The 19,396-nt window shown below is 38.5% G+C and carries 21 protein-coding genes, 1 pseudogene and 1 other annotated feature; of the genes and pseudogenes, 21 read left to right on the top strand and 1 reads right to left on the bottom strand.

Features of this window, described 5'->3' with window-relative positions; genetic code table 11:
- The first annotated feature begins 26 nt into the window (after positions 1–26).
- From dnaJ to mtaB, 4 genes are all read left to right on the top strand, one after another.
- A complete protein-coding gene (gene dnaJ, locus M3183_RS00500) occupies positions 27–1,160 on the top strand; it encodes a molecular chaperone DnaJ (RefSeq protein WP_251465377.1) in 1,134 nt (377 codons plus the stop codon).
- 17 nt (positions 1,161–1,177) lie between these two features.
- A complete protein-coding gene (gene prmA, locus M3183_RS00505) occupies positions 1,178–2,119 on the top strand; it encodes a 50S ribosomal protein L11 methyltransferase (RefSeq protein WP_251465378.1) in 942 nt (313 codons plus the stop codon).
- A 154-nt stretch (positions 2,120–2,273) separates the two neighbouring features.
- Positions 2,274–3,023 (top strand): 16S rRNA (uracil(1498)-N(3))-methyltransferase, encoded by a 750-nt coding sequence (locus tag M3183_RS00510; RefSeq protein ID WP_251465379.1) that lies wholly within the window; start codon positions 2,274–2,276, stop codon positions 3,021–3,023.
- Positions 3,024–3,030: 7 nt separating this feature from the next.
- The gene (mtaB, locus tag M3183_RS00515; RefSeq protein WP_251465380.1) at positions 3,031–4,404 is read left to right on the top strand and encodes a tRNA (N(6)-L-threonylcarbamoyladenosine(37)-C(2))-methylthiotransferase MtaB; all 1,374 of its coding nucleotides are present in this window, start codon (positions 3,031–3,033) and stop codon (positions 4,402–4,404) included.
- 31 nt (positions 4,405–4,435) lie between these two features.
- Here mtaB and M3183_RS00520 read toward each other — a convergent pair whose 3' ends face one another.
- A complete protein-coding gene (locus M3183_RS00520) occupies positions 4,436–5,380 on the bottom strand; it encodes a Na/Pi symporter (RefSeq protein ID WP_251465381.1) in 945 nt (314 codons plus the stop codon).
- A 221-nt stretch (positions 5,381–5,601) separates the two neighbouring features.
- Between M3183_RS00520 and rpsU the strand changes: the two genes are divergently transcribed.
- The 17 genes and pseudogenes from rpsU (at position 5,602) to M3183_RS00605 (ending at position 19,385) form a co-directional block, all read left to right on the top strand.
- Complete coding sequence (gene rpsU, locus M3183_RS00525; protein WP_042458546.1) at positions 5,602–5,775, top strand: 30S ribosomal protein S21; 174 nt, start codon at positions 5,602–5,604, stop codon at positions 5,773–5,775.
- 13 nt (positions 5,776–5,788) lie between these two features.
- The gene (locus M3183_RS00530; RefSeq protein WP_251465382.1) at positions 5,789–6,235 is read left to right on the top strand and encodes a GatB/YqeY domain-containing protein; all 447 of its coding nucleotides are present in this window, start codon (positions 5,789–5,791) and stop codon (positions 6,233–6,235) included.
- 257 nt (positions 6,236–6,492) lie between these two features.
- Complete coding sequence (locus M3183_RS00535) at positions 6,493–7,128, top strand: NfeD family protein (protein ID WP_251465383.1); 636 nt, start codon at positions 6,493–6,495, stop codon at positions 7,126–7,128.
- Between the two features lie 21 nt (positions 7,129–7,149).
- Positions 7,150–8,144: pseudogene (floA, locus tag M3183_RS00540) on the top strand (flotillin-like protein FloA).
- 36 nt (positions 8,145–8,180) lie between these two features.
- Positions 8,181–8,636 carry a hypothetical protein gene (locus M3183_RS00545; protein WP_251465384.1) on the top strand — a complete coding sequence of 152 codons (456 nt, stop codon included), beginning with the start codon at positions 8,181–8,183 and terminating at the stop codon, positions 8,634–8,636.
- 99 nt (positions 8,637–8,735) lie between these two features.
- Complete coding sequence (gene yqfC / locus M3183_RS00550) at positions 8,736–9,038, top strand: sporulation protein YqfC (RefSeq protein ID WP_251465385.1); 303 nt, start codon at positions 8,736–8,738, stop codon at positions 9,036–9,038.
- Positions 9,035–10,231: a sporulation protein YqfD gene (yqfD, locus tag M3183_RS00555; RefSeq protein WP_251465386.1), complete on the top strand. Its 1,197-nt coding sequence runs from the start codon at positions 9,035–9,037 to the stop codon at positions 10,229–10,231. Before yqfC ends, yqfD begins: the two co-directional genes overlap by 4 nt.
- The gene (locus M3183_RS00560) at positions 10,228–11,199 is read left to right on the top strand and encodes a PhoH family protein (RefSeq protein ID WP_251465387.1); all 972 of its coding nucleotides are present in this window, start codon (positions 10,228–10,230) and stop codon (positions 11,197–11,199) included. Before yqfD ends, M3183_RS00560 begins: the two co-directional genes overlap by 4 nt.
- Positions 11,200–11,468: 269 nt before the next feature.
- On the top strand, positions 11,469–13,622 hold the full coding sequence (locus M3183_RS00565) for an HD family phosphohydrolase (RefSeq protein WP_251465388.1): 2,154 nt from the start codon (positions 11,469–11,471) through the stop codon (positions 13,620–13,622).
- Positions 13,619–14,089 carry an rRNA maturation RNase YbeY gene (gene ybeY / locus M3183_RS00570; RefSeq protein WP_251465389.1) on the top strand — a complete coding sequence of 157 codons (471 nt, stop codon included), beginning with the start codon at positions 13,619–13,621 and terminating at the stop codon, positions 14,087–14,089. The genes M3183_RS00565 and ybeY overlap by 4 nt, the downstream gene beginning before the upstream one ends.
- Entirely contained in the window at positions 14,073–14,456 is a 384-nt protein-coding gene (locus M3183_RS00575; protein WP_251465390.1) for a diacylglycerol kinase family protein, read from the top strand. The genes ybeY and M3183_RS00575 overlap by 17 nt, the downstream gene beginning before the upstream one ends.
- A 179-nt stretch (positions 14,457–14,635) precedes the next feature.
- Positions 14,636–15,040, top strand: a complete 405-nt coding sequence (locus M3183_RS00580; protein WP_251465391.1) for a cytidine deaminase — start codon at positions 14,636–14,638, stop codon at positions 15,038–15,040.
- A complete protein-coding gene (gene era / locus M3183_RS00585) occupies positions 15,027–15,950 on the top strand; it encodes a GTPase Era (protein WP_251465392.1) in 924 nt (307 codons plus the stop codon). Before M3183_RS00580 ends, era begins: the two co-directional genes overlap by 14 nt.
- Before the next feature lie 159 nt (positions 15,951–16,109).
- Positions 16,110–16,253, top strand: coding sequence for a YqzL family protein (locus tag M3183_RS00590; protein WP_251465393.1), 144 nt, complete (start codon positions 16,110–16,112; stop codon positions 16,251–16,253).
- Between the two features lie 30 nt (positions 16,254–16,283).
- A complete protein-coding gene (gene recO, locus M3183_RS00595; protein WP_251465394.1) occupies positions 16,284–17,036 on the top strand; it encodes a DNA repair protein RecO in 753 nt (250 codons plus the stop codon).
- A 48-nt stretch (positions 17,037–17,084) separates the two neighbouring features.
- Positions 17,085–17,263, top strand: a binding site (T-box leader).
- A 63-nt stretch (positions 17,264–17,326) separates the two neighbouring features.
- Positions 17,327–18,709, top strand: a complete 1,383-nt coding sequence (locus M3183_RS00600; protein WP_251465395.1) for a glycine--tRNA ligase — start codon at positions 17,327–17,329, stop codon at positions 18,707–18,709.
- Between the two features lie 46 nt (positions 18,710–18,755).
- Positions 18,756–19,385 carry a helix-turn-helix transcriptional regulator gene (locus M3183_RS00605; protein WP_251466225.1) on the top strand — a complete coding sequence of 210 codons (630 nt, stop codon included), beginning with the start codon at positions 18,756–18,758 and terminating at the stop codon, positions 19,383–19,385.
- Positions 19,386–19,396: the final 11 nt, after the last annotated feature.

Genomic DNA, 19,396 nt, shown 5'->3' on the forward strand with positions numbered 1-19,396 from the left:
ATGTGACAGATTCGGGAGTGGTAATCATGAGTAAACGGGATTACTATGAAGTGCTTGGTCTAAGTAAAAGTGCTTCTAAGGATGAAATTAAAAAAGCTTACCGCAAGCTATCAAAAAAATATCATCCAGATATTAACAAGGAACCAGATGCAGATGAAAAATTTAAAGAAATTGCAGAAGCATATGAGGTTCTTAGCGATGATCAGAAAAAGGCTCATTATGACCAGTTCGGACATACGGACCCAAATCAAGGCTTTGGCGGTTTTGGCGGCGGTTCAGATTTCGGCGGTTTTGGCGGGTTTGAAGACATCTTTAACACCTTCTTTGGAGGAGGCGGTTCCAGAAGACGAGATCCTAATGCACCGAGACAGGGCGCTGATCTTCAGTATACGATGACAGTAGACTTCGAGGAAGCGGCGTTTGGAAAAGAAACTGATATTGAGATTCCGCGCGAAGAGACATGTGAAACTTGTCATGGAACTGGTGCGAAGCCTGGAACGAAGCCTGAAACTTGTAAACACTGTAATGGTTCTGGCCAGGTGAGTGTCGAGCAGAATACTCCGTTCGGAAAAATTGTTAATCGAAGGACTTGCCATTACTGTAATGGAACAGGGAAAGAGATTAAACAAAAATGCTCCACTTGCGGCGGTAATGGAAAAGTGAAAAAACGTAAGAAAATTCATGTGAAAATCCCTGCAGGAATTGATGACGGCCAACAATTAAGAATGGCTGGACAAGGGGAGGGCGGAATAAATGGCGGCCCTGCCGGAGACCTTTATATTGTCTTCCATATCCGCCCGCATGAGTTCTTTGAAAGAGATGGCGATGATATTTACTGTGAAATGCCAATTACGTTTGTCCAGGCTTCTTTGGGAGACGAAATTGAGGTTCCAACTTTGCACGGTAAAGTGAAATTGAAAATTCCTGCTGGGACGCAGACAGGTATAAAATTCCGCTTGCGAGGAAAAGGAGTTCCAAATGTTCGTGGATATGGGGTCGGCGATCAACATATCCAGATTAGAATCATAACGCCGACAAAACTTTCTGAAAAACAAAAACAGCTGCTTCGCGAATTTGCTGAAGTAAGCGGCAAAACACCACTTGGTGAACAGGAAGAAAGTTTCTTTTCAAAAGTAAAACGTGCCTTTAAAGGCGAGTAAGGATTGGAGTTGGTAGAATGAAATGGTCAGAAATTAGTATCCATACTACAAACGAGGCGGTCGAACCTATTTCTAATATCCTGCATGAGGCTGGAGCGAGCGGTGTTGTCATAGAGGATCCATTTGAATTGACGAAGGAAAGGGAAGATCAATTCGGTGAAATCTACCAACTCAATCCAAATGATTATCCAGAAGAGGGTGTCATTGTAAAAGCTTATTTGCCGGTGAATAGTTTTTTAGGAGAAACGGTCGAAGCAATTAAGGATTCAATCAATAATCTTATTATTTACAATATTGATATTGGGCTAAATAAAGTCACCATTAGTGAAGTGAATGAAGAAGAATGGGCGACTGCTTGGAAAAAGTATTATAATCCTGTGAAAATATCTGAAAGGTTTACGATTGTTCCTACTTGGGAGATTTATAATCCAGTAAGCAGCGATGAATTGATTATCGAATTAGACCCGGGCATGGCTTTTGGAACCGGCACACATCCGACAACGGTTATGTGTATCCAGGCTTTGGAAAAGACTGTCCATACTGGTGACAGAGTGATTGATGTTGGGACCGGATCCGGGGTATTGAGCATTGCTGCAGCCATGTTAGGCGCGGAAGATGTTAGGGCTTATGATCTTGATGAGGTTGCTGTTACACAGGCGAGATTAAATATTAAGCTAAATAAGGTTCACCATAAAACAACAATCAATCAAAATAATTTGCTGGATGGTGTTGAAGAGAATTCAGCAGATGTTATTGTGGCAAATATTTTGGCAGAAGTCATCGTAAGGTTCACGGATGATGCCGCAAAAGTTCTTAAACCTGGCAGCACATTCATTGCCTCAGGAATTATTCAGCCCAAAAAAGATCAGGTTAAGGAAGCGCTGCTAGCATCGGGATTCGAAATTTTAGAAACCATTTTAATGGAAGATTGGGTTGCGCTAATTGCTAAAAAGAAATAATACAAGTATATGGGGGCCCAAATGGGGCCCCTTGGTCCATTTATTTAGAGTTTTAGAATTTATCTGTTTTTGAAACTGAAAATTGTTCAACTTTCCTTATTGGATATTCTTTAGTAGAATAAGGAGTAAAACGTTTTAGAGAGGATGCAAAAGTGTGCAGCGCTACTTTGTTAATCATCGAGCAAATGATGGTTCTTTTATTATAGACGGAGATGATCATCATCATATTGTTAAGGTAATGCGGATGCAAACGGGTGATCATATTATTTGTGTAGATAAAGATGGAAAGCAGGCGGAATGCCAGCTTGCAGAAATTTCCGATGAAAGAGTCGTTGCAGACGTTGTACAATGGAAAGAAGAGAATTCGGAACTTCCGATTTCAGTTACAATAGCCAGCGGCCTGCCAAAAGGGGACAAGCTTGAGTGGATTATCCAAAAAGGCACGGAATTAGGTGCTCATCAGTTCATTCCATTTTCCGCTGCCCGTTCAGTTGTAAAATGGGATGATAAAAAGGCTTCGAAAAAAATAGATAGATGGCAGAGAATTGCTAAAGAAGCTGCTGAACAGTCACACCGTACGATGGTTCCTGAAATTGTAAGTCCTATGAGCTTTACCGCCATGCTCGAAAAAAGTAAGGACTTTGGCCATAAAATTGCTGCATACGAAGAAGAAGCAAGGGAAGGTGAGACCTCTAACTTTTCAAGTGTGCTTCAAAATATGCATCAAGGAGATTCACTTCTCATTGTATTTGGTCCAGAAGGCGGGTTAGCGGATGAAGAGGTAAAAAAATTACAAAGTTATGGATTTATTCTCTGCGGTTTAGGACCGCGGATTTTAAGAACGGAAACTGCTCCATTATATACACTGGCTGCAATTTCCTATCAATTTGAATTACTGAGGTGAATTTACAATGGCAACAGTCGCATTTCATACACTTGGATGTAAGGTTAATCACTATGAGACTGAAGCAATTTGGCAGTTATTTAAGCATGAAGGATACGAGCGGGTAGACTTTGAATCGATATCCGATGTATATGTTATTAATACTTGTACAGTAACGAATACGGGTGATAAGAAGAGCCGTCAGGTGATCCGCCGCGCTGTCAGGAAAAATCCTGATGCTGTAATTTGTGTAACGGGGTGCTATGCACAAACATCACCGGCAGAAATTATGGCAATCCCTGGTGTTGATATTGTCGTTGGAACACAAGACCGGGTTAAAATGCTGAAGTATATTGAGCAATATAAAAAAGAGCGCCAGCCAATTAATGGTGTCGGCAATATTATGAAGAACCGTGTCTATGAGGAACTGGATGTACCAGCATTTACAGACCGTACAAGGGCATCTCTGAAAATTCAAGAAGGCTGCAATAATTTCTGTACTTTTTGTATCATTCCATGGGCCCGTGGTTTAATGAGATCGCGTGATCCGAAAGAAGTCATCCGGCAGGCACAACAGCTTGTAGATGCCGGTTATAAAGAAATTGTTTTAACCGGGATTCATACAGGCGGGTACGGGACGGACTTTAAGGACTATAATTTAGCCATGCTCCTTCGTGATCTTGAGACAGGTGTAAAAGGATTAAAACGAATCCGTATTTCATCGATTGAAGCAAGTCAAATAACGGATGAAGTTATTGAAGTGATTAAAAACTCTAATCTTATTGTCCGTCACTTACACATTCCGCTTCAATCCGGTTCAAATACCGTACTGAAAAGAATGCGTCGTAAGTATACGATGGAATTCTTTGCAGAAAGACTTGAGCGCTTGAAAGAAGTGCTTCCAGGTTTGGCGGTTACATCAGACGTCATTGTTGGTTTCCCTGGGGAAACAGAGGAAGAATTTATGGAGACATATCATTTTATTAAAAAACATAAATTCTCTGAACTTCACGTATTCCCATATTCGAAACGAACCGGCACTCCTGCAGCCAGAATGGAAGATCAAATTGATGAGGAAATTAAGAATGACCGTGTTCATCGCTTAATCACTCTTTCAGACCAGCTTGCTAAAGAATATGCCTCAAGATTTGAAGGTGAAGTATTGGAGGTCATCCCTGAAGAGAAATACAAGAAAGATCCAGATTCAGGTCTTTATGAAGGCTATACTGATAATTATATGAAGGTTATTTTCCCAGCAACGGACGATATGATTGGCCAAATTGTGAAAGTTAAAATTACAAAAGCAGGTTATCCATATAATGAAGGGCAATTTGTGAAAGTAATCGAAGACCATAGGTCATTAAAAGATGAAATCCTGTCTCAGGAAGAGGCAGCTATGTAAAATAAGGGTGTCCCAAATGAATGGGACGCCCTTATTTCATAATCGGAGTTTTAGGTTTTTTATCATGTAAAAATAAAATCATTTCTCCGAATTTGACGGCAAATGGAAGAACCAGCAATGAGGTTGCTACATTGAAAATGACGCTGATATGTGCAAGCTGTACAGCTTTTTTGCTGGCCATTAAAGGGGCAAATTCTGTAAGCCATGGTATTAATGGTATAAATAAAAGCACCCCAAATACATTGAGCCATACGTGGGCATATGCGGCAAGCCGTGACTCATTGCCTCCCCCTATTGCAGCTATCAATGCTGTAACACATGTGCCGATATTTGCTCCAAGAACAATGGCTATGCCAGCATCAAGCTGGAGAAGTCCGGCTGATAGAAATCCCATTGCAATCCCGGTCATTGCTGTGCTCGACTGAATAATGGCAGTTATTATGGTGCCTGTTAATAGGCTTAAGAGAATATTACCATTTATAGATAAGATAAAATTATTAATAAGTTTCATGGAAGTAAGCGGGGATGCCAGCATCTCAAATCCTTTCATTGCTGTAAATACAGAAGCAATCCCAAAGAACAGCATTCCAATACTTCTTAATTTTTTATGAGGTATTAAGATCATAATGGCGCCGCCAATTGCAAACGGAACTAAAAATGCATCAAGGTTAAAGGTAATAAGTTCGGTCTTAAATGTTGTTCCAATATTTGTACCTAAAATAATTCCGATTGATTGGGGAAAAGTCATGATTCGCGCAGAAATCAGCCCAATCGTAATAACCATCACTGCTGAACTGCTTTGAAGTAAAGCAGTTACGAAAGTTCCGGTTAACATGCCCTTTAATGGTGTATTGGTCAGCTTCGTCAGCCATGTTTTCAATTTATTTGCTGATAAATTAAATAAACCAAATCGAATGATTGTCATTCCAAAAATAAATAATATAATGCAAAGTACAAATAATAATATGTATAGCATGTCAAAGGCCCCCCTCTCCTCATTGTATGGTCAGCTTAAAGGGGACATGCCACATGCTTGAAAAAAAGATTTGAACAAAAAAATCGCTGATCTATGAATAAAAATGAAAATGTCTATCCTAAGTAAGAAGAATTTCAGTTGACCTAGCTTGAAGGTTATATTATAATTGCTAAGTACATGGATTGATGTTAGTGTGTTGTGTTTCGGAGGGAGGGAAAAGAATGTCTAAAACCGTCGTTCGTAAAAACGAATCGCTTGAAGATGCTCTTCGTCGCTTCAAACGTTCTGTATCAAAAACTGGTACTTTGCAAGAGGCAAGAAAGCGCGAATTTTATGAAAAACCAAGTGTAAAACGTAAGAAAAAGTCTGAAGCAGCTAGAAAACGTAAGTATTAAGAGGGTGTAGTAAATGAGTCTTCTTGAGCGTTTAAATAATGACATGAAACAAGCGATGAAAAATAAGGAAAAAGACAAGCTCTCGGTCATTCGGATGATTAAAGCTTCCTTGCAAAATGAAGCAATTAAGCTTGGAACAAAAGAATTGTCCGAAGATCAAGAGTTAACTGTCCTATCTCGCGAACTTAAACAACGCAAAGACTCCCTCCATGAGTTTGATAAAGCTGGTCGCGACGACCTAGTTGAAAAATTGCGTAATGAAATTTCGATTGTTGAATTGTATATGCCAAAACAGCTTTCTGAAGAAGAGGTAGCTGAAATCGTCAAACAAACGATTGAAGAAGTCGGCGCAAAATCAAAAGCGGATATGGGAAAAGTGATGTCTGCCGTAATGCCTAAAGTAAAGGGAAAAGCGGATGGATCACTTGTTAATAATTTTGTACAACAACACCTTTCATAGTATTCTGACATAAAAGGCCGCAGGGGAATCTCCTCTGTGGTTTTTTTATTTAGGCTGTGTTAAAGGGTATTGTTGATTTTACAGTCCTGTTGATTGGAGCAGAAAGCACGAAGACTCCTCGTAAATGTAACGTATTTTCTTCGTGAACAAGCTGATTTTTTTCCGAAGACACTAGCTTTTCTATTCCTCTTAAATGAAACTATTTTCTTATTCAGACGTATTTATTATTATCGAACAGGGAAGGGAGGCTTTAGCATATGGTCGAATTCCTCATAAACCCGATTGTTGTAACCGTTCTCTTAACCATTGGCGGAGTAGGAATGGTCATGGAACTATTTTCGCCGAAATTTGGTATTTCAGGGTTTATCGGTTTATTTGCATTAGTATTATTCTTTTTTGGCCATTTTCAAGCAGGGTTTGCTGGATATGGGACATTGACATTATTTGTTATAGGAATTTTGCTGATTTTTCTCGAATTATTCCTTCCTGGGGCTGTAGCTGGCACACTTGGCACCGCAGCATTAATCTTTAGCTTTTTTCTTGCTGGAGAAAATCCGCTGCAAATAGGAATTTCCATTCTAATTGCCATAATCATTTCAATGGCTGTTTTCTTTTTAATGATTAGAGTTTTAGGAAAAAAACTTGTCCTGTTTAACAAAATGGTTTTATTTGATACGGCCAAAAAAGAAGATGGCTATGTATCAAATATTAACCGACTAGATATATTGGGAATGGAGGGAACTGCGCTGACAACTTTGCGTCCCGCTGGAACGATCATCATAAATAGCGAAAGAATTGATGCAGTCAGTGAAGGAAGTTATATTGAGAAAAATGCAAGAGTGAAAGTCATGAAAGTAGAAGGTGCACGTATTGTTGTTAGAGAGGTTAAATAATTATAAATGGAGGTATATTGCATGGACTTTATAACTGGCGGCACCCTTTTTATTGTGGCCGTTATCGTAATAGTCTTAATTTTCTTTGGTGTCTTATTATCGTTTATACCGGTAATGCTCTGGATTTCTGCTTTGGCAGCAGGAGTGAGAATCAGTATTTTTACATTGGTGGGGATGAGACTTAGGAGGGTAATTCCTGGAAGAGTGGTTAATCCGCTGATTAAAGCGCATAAAGCAGGATTAAAAGTAACGACCAACCAGCTGGAAAGCCATTATCTTGCTGGAGGTAATGTAGATCGAGTGGTGAATGCTCTGATTGCAGCCCACCGTGCAAATATTGAATTAACTTTTGAACGCTGTGCAGCAATTGACCTTGCCGGAAGGGATGTATTAGAGGCTGTTCAAATGAGTGTAAATCCAAAAGTAATTGAAACACCATTTATTGCTGGTGTTGCTAAAAATGGTATTGAAGTTAAGGCAAAAGCCAGGATTACAGTTCGTGCCAATATTGACCGGCTGGTCGGAGGTGCTGGTGAGGAAACGGTTGTTGCCCGTGTCGGTGAAGGGGTAGTATCCACAATCGGTTCATCCGAAAGCCATAGCCAAGTGTTAGAAAATCCTGATTTAATTTCGCAAACAGTACTGGCTAAAGGATTGGATGCTGGTACTGCATTTGAAATTCTTTCAATTGATATAGCAGATGTTGATATCGGTAAAAATATAGGGGCAGAACTACAGACAGAGCAGGCAGAAGCTGATAAGCGGATTGCACAGGCGAAAGCTGAAGAACGGCGCGCGATGGCCGTAGCCAATGAACAGGAAATGAAGGCGAAAGTTCAAGAGATGAGAGCAAAAGTGGTCGAAGCAGAGGCAACTGTGCCGCAAGCAATGGCTGAAGCCCTTAAAACCGGAAATATCGGTGTAATGGATTATTTAAACTTTAAAAATATTTCTGCTGATACCGATAGAGAGGATCTATTGGCAGGATAACGACTGAAAAGAAAGATGATAAGTAATAATTCTTTCTTAGTTGATAGAAAAGAGGTGACCTTATGGAATTTGTATTTTTGATTATTTTAATGGGGATCCTCTCCAGTGTTTTTGGCAAAAAAAAGCAAAGGAAGCAGCCGGTTCGAAGGAATAAACCGACTATCATCGAGACTTTCGATAAAAGAAAGTCATCTATACAAAACGAAACATTTAAAAGGGCAAAAACGATTGAGCGTAAATTTAAGGACAGAAAAACGGCTGAACAGCAGGATTTAATGCAGCATTACAGTCGCGTTAAACCAGAAGCAGATATCCAATCCAGTGAATTTGAAGAATATCAAAAAGAAAAAGACCGCTTATTGAATAGGAATACTTCTTCGTACATGGACGATCATAATGAAGAAGATTTTTTGGAGGAGAAAGTTCCTAATCGTAACGATATTATTAATGGGATTATTTGGTCGGAAATTCTTGCTGAACCTAGATCAAAAAATCCTCACTTTACAAGAAAAAGATAACTTGTCATAGATTGCAGCCGATTATTTCAACCGTAAAAAAGATGTGCTAGAACTCCAGGTCATTTCATAAATATGAGATGAAAGGGGGTTCTTTTTTTTATGGCAAAATCATGGGTCGGCCGGGTTCGCGGCTGGATGGCAAAAAATATGGATCTTCCTCAAGATGTCATGATGGATTTACCCCGTATAACAATGATTGGACAAATTCATATATATATAGAAAATCACCGCGGCTTGCTGGCTTTTTCTGATAAAGAACTCCGTTTGCTGCTGAAGCAGGGGCAATTATTAATTAAAGGAAATTATTTCGTTATCAAAACCATTTTACCGGAAGAAATCTTACTAGAAGGAAAAATTGATCAAGTCACCTATATAAATGAAAATCCGGGAGGAACAAAATGAAGAACGAATGGATTGTTTTTTTATTTGGGAGGGTTACTGTAAAAGTGACCGGAAAAGGATTGGAGCGATTATTAAACGTTCTGATGCGTAATGAAATTCAAATATGGAATGTAAAGCGGCATGGGACCGACACCATTACCTTTAAAATCAGCTTGGATGATGCAATGAAACTTAGACATATTGTAAGGAAAAGCGGCTGCCGCATTTCCTTTTTAAGAAGAAGCGGTGCCCCATTTTTGATGCGCCGCATGTTAAAAAACAGCGGGTTTTTGATTGGTGCGGTGATATTCCTATCGATTGTGTTCCTTTTGTCTAACGTGATATGGGGAATAGAAATAAAGGGTGCAAAGCCTGCAACAGAATATCAAATTCGGCAGGAATTGGACAAGATGGGGGTTAAAATAGGTAAGTTTCAATTTTTTGTGGATAATGCTGAAGGAATCCAAAGAAAACTAACGAATAACATAAATGAACTGACATGGGTTGGTGTTGAATTAAAAGGGACAACCTACCATCTTCAGGTAGTGGAAAAAAATGAGCCGAAACAGCCTAAAAAACTAGGTCCAAGGAATTTAGTAGCTAAAAAGAAAGCAATGATTGTAAGAATGGATATTGATGACGGTCAAAAAATGGTTGAAGTGAATGATTTTGTTGAGCCAGGCCAGCTTCTCGTTTCCGGTGAAATTGGACAGGAAGAGAAGGAGCCTGAACTTGTGGCAGCAAAAGGGGATGTATGGGGGGAGATTTGGTATAAAGCCCATGTCGAACTGCCTCTTAAGACAACGTTCAATGTCTATAGCGGCAAGGAGAAACGAAAGTATTACCTTTTAGCTGGAGGTAAGGAAATTCCTGTTTGGGGGTTTGGCGGGCATGAATTTAAGGATTATAAAGCAGAAAAAAATATTCATAAGCTGCACTTCTTAAAATGGGATTTGCCTGTTTCCTATGTTGATAAAACGATACGTGAACAGGAGAAAGCAATTCGTACTTATACAAATAAAGAAGCAGAGGAAAAAGCGATTGAACTGGCAAGAAACGACATAAAATCAAAAGTAGATGAAGATGCTATGTTTAAAGAGGAAAAAATTTTACACAAAGATATAAAAAATGGTAAGGTTATACTAGATATCCATTTCAAAATCATTGAAAACATTGCAGTCGGGCAACCGATTACCAAGGAGATTCATGAATGACAGAAAAGTTGACTTCCATTAATGTATCACTTGAAAATCCGGCAGAGGCTATAGCTCTGCTTGGAAATAATGATCAAAATATCAAAATGATTGAAGAAGAGCTAGGTGTCTCCATTATTACACGAGGTGAATCTGTAAGCTTATCTGGTGATGAGGAAAAAGTAACTTTAGCCGGACAAATCCTGGACAAACTGATTCAAATCATACGAAAAGGTATTACCATCAGCGGCAGAGATGTCCTTTATGCTATACAGATGGCACAAAAAGGGACTCTTGATTATTTTGTCAATTTGTATGAAGAGGAAATTGGAAGAAATGTAAAAGGGAAAACGATTCGAATTAAGACTCTTGGTCAGAGACAATATGTGATGGCTATTAAGAAAAACGACCTCGTATTTGGAATTGGTCCAGCCGGAACCGGGAAGACGTATTTAGCAGTTGTGATGGCAGTTAATGCATTGAAGAATGGCTTGGTTAATAAAATTATTTTAACAAGACCTGCCGTTGAAGCCGGAGAAAGTCTTGGATTTTTACCAGGTGATTTAAAGGAAAAAGTAGACCCTTATTTAAGACCGTTATACGATGCTCTCCATGATGTATTAGGAGCAGAGCATACCGGCAGGCTGATAGAACGGGGAACCATTGAAATAGCACCACTGGCCTATATGAGAGGCCGTACTTTAGATGATGCCTTTGTTATTCTAGATGAAGCCCAAAACACGACAAATAAGCAAATGAAGATGTTTTTAACAAGGCTTGGATTTGGATCGAAAATGGTGATAACTGGTGACCAAACTCAAATTGATTTACCAAAAGGGGCCAAATCTGGTTTAGTAGAAGTGGAGGAAATATTGCAAAATGTTAATGGGATATCTTTCGTATTCTTAGAACAAAGCGATGTTGTCCGGCACCCTCTGGTGGCTAAAATTATCCAAGCCTATGGGAAAGCAGATGAAAAAAACTCATAGTTTAAATAAAAAAGGGATTAATCTGCCAATGCAGAAATCCCTTTTTTACATTAATGATGAAACTTAAAGAAAAAACTGTTATCATTTTACATAAGCATTCATTCAAAAAAGAAAAACATTCGACTTCGAGAAATCCTAGGGCAAGAGGCCTAGGCCTTAGAGGTCAGGTACGGATTCTCCAAAAGGTAAAAAACAACCTTCGTCCCGCTCGTCTTATGTTTGTCGGGGCTGACTAAGGTACTTACGCTTTTCTAGTTGGAGGGATTTAGTTGAATACGCTGCAGCAGCACTTCATACGGATACGAAAACTTTTGGATATTACTTTTTTTCGAATTCTCTTTTTTATCGTTTTAGGTATTGTTTTATTTACAGCGATGTATAGTAATGTGAAACCAGAAAAACTGGATTTGGGATTGTTTACAGTAGCTGAAAAGACGATTCGCTCCCCAGGGACAGTGGAGGATAAGAAAAGTACAGAAATCAAAAGAAAAGAAGCACGTGATCAAGTTCAAGATGTTTATACCGTAAAAAAAGAGTATACGCAGAATCGTGTAGATTTGATTAGCTCTATTTTTGAAACAGCTGCAGAATTAAACAATGAAATTAACGATGAACTGGATAAACAAAAAGACGATCATCCAAAAGAACCAAGTGTATCGGATAAAGTTGAACGGCTAAAGGGAAAACTAACTTCTACCGTAAATAACGACCTTTCAAATCAGGTTTTTTCGGCATTGGTCCAGGCAAGTAATGATGAATTATCAATTGCCAAGGATTTAACGGTCACGGCCATAAATAATGTCATGACAAAAAGAATTTCTGCAGATGATGTAGAAAATGCCAAAAAAAGAGTCGAAGAAGAATTAAAATATACAACATTGAATGACAATTTAAGAGCTGCTGCGATTGACCTGGGAAGATATGCTGTTATTCAGAATGAATTTTATGATCCTTCCGCAACTGAGGAATTGCGGAGGCAGGCAGCGGAAAGTGTGGAACCTGTAAAGATTCTCCAAGGGCAGATAATAGTTGAAGAAGGAAAGTTGATTAATCAGGAAATATTCCGCCAGCTTAAACTGGTTGGTCTGGTGCAAAATGAAAAGTCATTAAGGCCGTTTATTGGTTTGATTACTTTAATATTGGTGATTTTGTCTGGAACCTTTTATTATTTTTATCAAATCAAATCACAGCCAGAGAAAAGGCAGACAGATTTATTATTGTTTGGGATTATTTTTATTTTCTCCATTTTTATTATGAAAATTATCAGCATGATGCAGGTTTTCAATTTTTCTTGGATTGGTTATCTTTTTCCGGCAGCATTGGCTGGAATGCTGATAAAAATATTAATTGACGAAAAGCTTGCAATTCTAATATCCCTTGTTTTAGCCGTGTGCGGAAGTATATTATTTAATGAAGGGGTTGCGGGAAGCCTCAACTTTTCAGAAGGGATTTACATTATATTTAATTCCTTATCGGCTGTTTTATTTTTAAGTACGCAAAATCAACGTTTAAAGATTTTGCAGGCGGGTTCATTTTCTGCCTTAGTTAATCTTTTGACCATAGTAGCACTAATGTATTTATCAAATGGGCAATTTACGGGGCTTGAATTTGGCTACTATTTTACAGCAGCACTTGTTTCTGGAATTGGTTCCGCCGTACTAACCATTGGGCTGCTGCCATTTCTAGAGGCTAGCTTTGGAATTCTTTCAACCATAAGATTAATTGAGTTATCCAACCCAAACCATCCATTATTAAGAAAAATTTTAATGGAGGCACCTGGTACATATCACCACAGTGTGATGGTGGCAAACTTATCTGAATCGGCCTGTGAAGCCATCGGCGCAAATGGCCTATTGGCGAGAGTTGGAAGTTATTATCATGATATAGGAAAAACAAAACGTCCAAACTTTTTTATTGAAAACCAAATGCATGGGGAAAATCCCCATGACAAACTGCCTCCGGAAAGAAGTGCGAGCATTATTATTGCACATGCGGCAGATGGTTCACAGATTTTGAAAAAACATCACCTGCCAAAGGAAATTGTTGATATTACTGAACAGCATCATGGGACAACCTTGTTAAAATTCTTTTATCACAAAGCATTACAAGAGGACCCAGAGACAAAGGAAGAAGCATATCGTTATCCTGGTCCGAAAGCACAGTCTAAGGAATCCGCAGTAGTTGGTATTGCAGACAGTGTAGAGGCGGCCGTACGTTCATTATCAAAGCCGACTCCTGAAACAATTGAGTCGCTAATCAGAAAAATTGTTGCTGATCGGCTTTCTGACGGCCAGCTAAATGAATGTGACTTAACATTAAAGGAAGTGGAAATTGTAACAAATACATTATGTGAGACGATGAAAGGGATTTTCCATTCAAGGATTGAATATCCGGATATGAAGAAGAAGGTGAAAGAAGTATGACATTATTAATTGACAGCAATGATGAAACACAAGAATTAACAGAGCAGTATATGCTTGATATTGAAAGACTTCTTAATTTTGCAGCCCAAAAACTAAATATTGAGGACCATAGCGAAGTTTCCATTACGTATGTTACCAATGAAAAAATACAAGAAATAAACCGTGAATACAGAGATAAAGATGCCCCGACAGATGTCATTTCGTTTGCCATGGAAGAACTTGGAGAAGGGGAAGTGAAACCGGTCGGTACAGAACTTCCTCGTATTTTAGGTGATATTATCATTTCTGTTCCAAGGGCGAGAGAGCAGGCTGAAGAATATGGTCATGATTTTAAGCGAGAGCTGGGTTTCTTGGCTGTTCACGGTTTTTTGCATCTCTTAGGTTATGATCATATGACTGAAGCTGATGAAAAGGAAATGTTCACGCTGCAGAAGGAAATATTGAACGAGTATGGACTTAAACGGTAATCGTAAATCCCCTTCTCTATTCAGTTCTTTTATGTATGCTGCTGCCGGAATTCTTACATCCATTAAGCAGGAAAGAAATATGCGGATCCATGTGTTGAGCTCAGTTTTTGTGATTCTAATTTCTTTTTATTTTTCAATTACAAAAATGGAATGGATTATAGTTCTCATTGCGATAGGCGGTATGTTTGCATTTGAATTGATGAACAGTGCGATTGAGAGGGTAGTTGATTTGGCAAGCCCAAAATTTCATCTCCTGGCGAAACAGGCAAAAGATCTGGCCGCAGGAGCTGTATTTGTTTATGCCATCCTTTCCGTTATTATTGGAGTGATGATTTATTTTCCCTATGTATCAAAGCTTTTTAGATAGTGTGATTGAAATTGACTTAAGAAATAGGTAAAATAAGTGAAATCCAATTTTAATGGAAATTAGATTTTTGTGAAAATTCAATTTTTATTATTACTTTTTTGTTGCAACTAATGATTTTATTTGAATTTTAATGTAAAATAAAGAAACAGCGAGCTTTTTGCTGGAAGGGAAGAAAACTAGTGAAGATTGAGCAATTAATCGAAGAAGCGAAGAAAGCACGAGATAAAGCATATGTTCCTTATTCAAAGTTTGGTGTTGGAGCCGCACTTTTAACATCAGAAGGAAAAGTTTATCATGGCTGTAACATTGAAAATGCTGCCTATAGCATGTGCAATTGCGGGGAAAGGACTGCTGTTTTTAAAGCGGTTTCAGAAGGCGAACGTAATTTTCAAATGCTTGCTGTGGTTGCTGATACGGATCGTCCTTGCTCTCCATGCGGCGCTTGCCGGCAGGTAATGGCCGAATTTTTCCCTAAAGATATGAGGGTCATACTTGCAAATCTAAAAGGGGATTTATTAGAGCTTACAGTTAATGATTTATTGCCTGGTGCATTCACTTCGGAGGATTTACATGCTAACAAATAAAACAGAGAATAACGTATATAAATCAGGATTTATTTCTATAATCGGCAGACCAAATGTCGGGAAATCAACTTTCTTAAACAGGGTTATCGGACAAAAAATTGCGATTATGAGTGATAAACCCCAGACCACCCGGAATAAGGTGCAAGGTGTTTTAACACTTGAAGATACCCAAATGGTTTTTATTGACACTCCCGGTATCCATAAGCCTAAGCATAAATTAGGCGATTTTATGATGAAAGTGGCTCAGAACACATTAAAAGAAGTAGATTTAATCTTGTTTATGGTGAATGCCGAAGAAGGATTTGGCCGCGGAGAAGAATTTATCATTGAAAAATTTCAATCAGTAAACACACCAATCTTTCTTGTTATTAATAAAATTGATAAAATTCACCCGGATCATTTACTTTCGATTATTGAAACCTATAAAGAAAAATATTCTTTTAAAGAAATTGTTCCAATATCCGCTTTAGAAGGCAATAATGTCGAGCGCTTATTAGAGCAGATAAAATTTTACCTGCCTGAAGGGCCCCAATATTACCCTGCGGATCAGGTAACCGATCATCCAGAAAGATTTATTATTGCTGAGTTAATTAGAGAAAAAGCCTTACATTTAACGAGAGAGGAAATTCCCCATTCCTTAGCTGTTGTGATTGATAAAATAGAACGGCAAGAGGGCAAAGGAATTATACATGTTATGGCTACAGTCATTGTAGAGCGTGATTCACAAAAAGGAATTATTATTGGTAAAAAAGGCAGTATGTTAAAGGAAATCGGCAAGCGGGCTCGTGTTGATATCGAAAATTTGCTTGGCTCACAAGTATTTTTAGAGCTTTGGGTGAAAGTTCAAAAGGATTGGCGAAATAAAATGTCCCAGCTTCGGGAATATGGTTTCAATGAAGATGAGTATTAACTCATCCACCCTAAAAGCATATTAAGTTAAGGTTAAGATTATGCATTCACAAGATTAACAATATTTACGTCTTATGATTTTAACGTGGGCAGGCTAAGATAATTGTAAGGTTAAGGACCTGAATTGACGCTAGTCTAAATATTGAAAGGTGGGGTTTTCGTGTTGGATTTAACGTGGAAAGTATTTACCCAGACTGGTAATATTGACACTTATCTTCTCTTTAAGGAACTTGAGAAGGAAAACCAAGAAATACCCGGTAATTCGAATGAAGAGCTAGCACAAATTGATTATCCTACTTTCTAGCTGGACCGCACGTTTCTGGATGGTGACATTATGCTTCAGAAATGTGAAGGCATCGTCATTAGGACAACAGACTATGGTGAAACAAATAAAATAGTAACATTGTATACAAGGGAATGGGGGAAGATTGGTGTTATGGCAAGAGGAGCGAAAAAGCCTAACAGCCGCCTTTCTTCCATTACCCAGGTTTTTACCTATGGACATTTTCTTATTCAAAAAGGTACAGGTCTAAGCGGCCTGCAGCAGGGAGAAGTCATTTCTTCTTTTCGTTCAATTGGAGAAGATATTTTTTTAACTGCCTATGCAAGCTTCGTTGTGGAATTAACAGACAAAGCGACAGATGAAAAGAAACCGAATCCTTATCATTTCGAACTTTTATATCAAACCCTGCATTTAATGAATGAGGGATATGACCCTGATATTCTTATGCATATATACGAAATGAAAATGTTAAACGTATTAGGTTTATACCCTGTATTAAATCGATGCTCCGTTTGCGGTCAGACAGACGGACATTTTTCTTTTTCCATACGGGAAGGCGGTTTTATCTGCCATCGCTGCTTGGACAAGGATCCATATCATTTTAAAATATCACAAGCTGCTGTAAAACTTTTGAGACTGTTTTATTATTTTGATCTATCACGTCTTGGACGTATCTCTGTAAAGGATACGACGAAGGCAGAACTTAAGAAAGTAATTGATGCCTATTATGATGAGTACTCAGGGCTGCACTTGAAATCAAAGAAATTTCTTGATTCTATGGCCCAATTTCGAAATCTTTTATAGATTAGTTGACAACACTTCGAATATTAAGTATTATTTTCAGTAAATTAATAAATTGCTGTGAAGGAAAAGAGTACTTAGGAGATACTATAAAAGCGAACCTAGGATGGTGTGAGCTAGGGTATAGGATACTAAGGAAGGCGTTCCAGAGCAATTCGTGTTGATGATGAAAAGAGGCTGGCTTTTGTCAGCAAATAGGGTGGAACCGCGGGTGAACTCTCGTCCCTATGCTTTTAAAGGCATAGGAGACGGGAGTTTTTTAATGAGAAAATATTTAGAAGGAGTTAAACAAAATGAATGTAACAATGGATCAGATTGTCGCTCATGCTAAGCACAGGGGATTTATTTTTCCCGGTTCAGAGATATATGGAGGACTTGCAAATACATGGGATTATGGCCCGCTTGGTGTAGAATTCAAAAATAATATTAAGCGTGCCTGGTGGAAAAAATTTGTACAGCAAACCCCTTTAAATGTAGGGTTAGATGCTAGTATTCTGATGAACCCAAGAACATGGGAGGCTTCAGGTCATATTGGAAACTTTAATGATCCAATGATTGATTGCAAAAACTGTAAGGCTCGTCATCGAGCAGATAAATTAATCGAAAACGCTCTTGAAGAAAAAGGAATAGAAATGGTGGTTGACGGACTTCCGTTCGATAAGATGGAAGAAATGATCAAGGAATATAATATTGCCTGCCCTGACTGCGGAAGCCATGATTTTACTGGAATCCGTCAGTTTAATTTAATGTTTAAAACATTCCAAGGTGTAACGGAAACAAGCACAAATGAAATTTTCCTGCGTCCGGAAACAGCCCAAGGGATTTTTGTAAACTTTAAGAATGTCCAAAGAACAATGAGAAAGAAATTACCTTTTGGTATAGCACAGATTGGAAAAAGCTTTAGAAATGAAATCACACCGGGAAACTTCACTTTCCGTACACGAGAGTTCGAACAAATGGAGCTGGAGTTTTTCTGTAAACCAGGCGAGGAATTAAAATGGTTTGATTATTGGAAGGAAAATGCGGAAAATTGGCTGCTTTCTCTAGGTCTTACAAAAGAAAATTTAAGACTTCGCGATCATTCAGATGAGGAGCTTTCCCATTACAGCAATGCTACAACAGACTTTGAATATAAGTTCCCATTTGGCTGGGGCGAACTATGGGGAGTTGCATCCAGAACAGATTATGATTTAAAACAACATATGGAATTTTCAGGTGAAGATTTCCATTACCTTGATCCGGAAACAAACGAAAAATATATTCCATACTGCATAGAACCTTCTCTTGGTGCTGACCGGGTGACATTAGCCTTTTTAATTGATGCCTATGATGAAGAACAGCTTGAAGATGGAACTTCAAGAACTGTCATGCATTTTCATCCTGCTCTAGCTCCGTTTAAGGCAGCAGTGTTACCGTTGTCGAAGAAGCTGTCTGAAGGTGCGAAGGAAGTTTTTGCTTTGCTGGCTGAAAACTTCAATGTTGATTACGATGAAGCTGGTTCTATTGGTAAACGTTACCGCAGGCATGATGAGATTGGCACACCATACTGTATCACATATGATTTTGATTCTGCAGAAGATAAAATGGTAACAGTAAGAGACCGTGATACAATGGAGCAAACACGTCTTCCAATAACAGAACTAGCCGCTTTCCTTGAAGGGAAAATTAAATTTTAATGTTGATTTTGAAGTAATCCTGCCAATGGGTGTCAAATAATGGGTGGTGAGGACAATAGAACTAACAAAACGCCAAGAACAAATATTGGAAATTGTAAAGGGAAATGGACCAATTACAGGAGAACAGATTGCAGAGCATTTAAATCTAACCAGGGCTACGCTTCGGCCTGATCTTGCCATTTTAACAATGGCAGGATTTTTAGATGCTAGGCCCCGTGTAGGTTACTTTTATACTGGAAAGTCGGGTACACAGTTGTTAACTGAAAACCTGCAAAAGATTTATGTGAAGGAATATCAGTCCATTCCAGTTGTCGTTAATGAAAATGTCTCGGTATATGATGCTATCTGTACGATGTTTCTAGAAGATGTTGGAACATTATTTGTAGTTGACCCCACAACACATCTCGTAGGGGTTTTATCCCGAAAAGATCTCCTAAGAGCAAGCATAGGAAAACAAGACTTAACAGCCATTCCTGTTCATATTATTATGACGCGGATGCCAAATATCACAATGTGTGAACGAGATGATCTTCTGATTGATGTTGCTAAAAAGCTAATTGAAAAGCAAATAGATGCTCTGCCTGTAGTTAAGAAATCGGATGAAGGCTATGAGGTGATTGGAAGAATTACCAAAACAAATATTACAAGGGCATTTGTTGCATTAGGGGAAGAATAATAGAATGGCTT

Origin of the sequence: Neobacillus mesonae (assembly GCF_023715155.1) — a bacterium.
Taxonomy (GTDB): domain Bacteria; phylum Bacillota; class Bacilli; order Bacillales; family Cytobacillaceae; genus Neobacillus; species Neobacillus mesonae_A.

Excerpts from the sequence above, each read along its gene's own strand:
- dnaJ (WP_251465377.1), top strand. The coding sequence starts at position 27 with ATGAGTAAACGGGATTACTATGAAGTGCTTGGTCTAAGTAAAAGTGCT.
- prmA (WP_251465378.1), top strand. The coding sequence starts at position 1,178 with ATGAAATGGTCAGAAATTAGTATCCATACTACAAACGAGGCGGTCGAA.
- mtaB (WP_251465380.1), top strand. The coding sequence starts at position 3,031 with ATGGCAACAGTCGCATTTCATACACTTGGATGTAAGGTTAATCACTAT.
- M3183_RS00520 (WP_251465381.1), bottom strand. The coding sequence starts at position 5,380 with ATGCTATACATATTATTATTTGTACTTTGCATTATATTATTTATTTTT.
- rpsU (WP_042458546.1), top strand. The coding sequence starts at position 5,602 with ATGTCTAAAACCGTCGTTCGTAAAAACGAATCGCTTGAAGATGCTCTT.
- M3183_RS00530 (WP_251465382.1), top strand. The coding sequence starts at position 5,789 with ATGAGTCTTCTTGAGCGTTTAAATAATGACATGAAACAAGCGATGAAA.
- M3183_RS00535 (WP_251465383.1), top strand. The coding sequence starts at position 6,493 with ATGGTCGAATTCCTCATAAACCCGATTGTTGTAACCGTTCTCTTAACC.
- M3183_RS00545 (WP_251465384.1), top strand. The coding sequence starts at position 8,181 with ATGGAATTTGTATTTTTGATTATTTTAATGGGGATCCTCTCCAGTGTT.
- yqfC (WP_251465385.1), top strand. The coding sequence starts at position 8,736 with ATGGCAAAATCATGGGTCGGCCGGGTTCGCGGCTGGATGGCAAAAAAT.
- yqfD (WP_251465386.1), top strand. The coding sequence starts at position 9,035 with ATGAAGAACGAATGGATTGTTTTTTTATTTGGGAGGGTTACTGTAAAA.
- M3183_RS00560 (WP_251465387.1), top strand. The coding sequence starts at position 10,228 with ATGACAGAAAAGTTGACTTCCATTAATGTATCACTTGAAAATCCGGCA.
- ybeY (WP_251465389.1), top strand. The coding sequence starts at position 13,619 with ATGACATTATTAATTGACAGCAATGATGAAACACAAGAATTAACAGAG.
- M3183_RS00575 (WP_251465390.1), top strand. The coding sequence starts at position 14,073 with ATGGACTTAAACGGTAATCGTAAATCCCCTTCTCTATTCAGTTCTTTT.
- era (WP_251465392.1), top strand. The coding sequence starts at position 15,027 with ATGCTAACAAATAAAACAGAGAATAACGTATATAAATCAGGATTTATT.
- recO (WP_251465394.1), top strand. The coding sequence starts at position 16,284 with ATGCTTCAGAAATGTGAAGGCATCGTCATTAGGACAACAGACTATGGT.
- M3183_RS00600 (WP_251465395.1), top strand. The coding sequence starts at position 17,327 with ATGAATGTAACAATGGATCAGATTGTCGCTCATGCTAAGCACAGGGGA.